General features: G+C 65.1%; 1 protein-coding gene. It reads left to right on the forward strand.

Annotated features, from left to right (window positions below):
* Window positions 1-255: hypothetical protein (locus ACUN9Y_RS22350; protein WP_445462932.1), on the forward strand; the 255-nt coding region annotated here is incomplete at both ends.

Genomic DNA, 255 nt, shown 5'->3' on the forward strand with positions numbered 1-255 from the left:
GGGTCTCCGATGACGGTCTGGTGCTTGAGGCGACCGACGAGACGGGAGCGCCGGTGCTGACGGTGAGGGTTACCGACGTCGACAGTGGCACGTATGAAGCGACCCTGCACCAGGGCCTCGATCACTCCGACGCGACCAGCGAGGACGACATCGACCTGACGTTCACCTACACCCTGACCGACGGTGACGGAACCACGGCGAAGGGCACCCTGACGGTGGTAGTCGACGATGACATGCCGAGCATCGTGGCGGGTG

The organism is Halomonas sp. V046 (assembly GCF_052645355.1).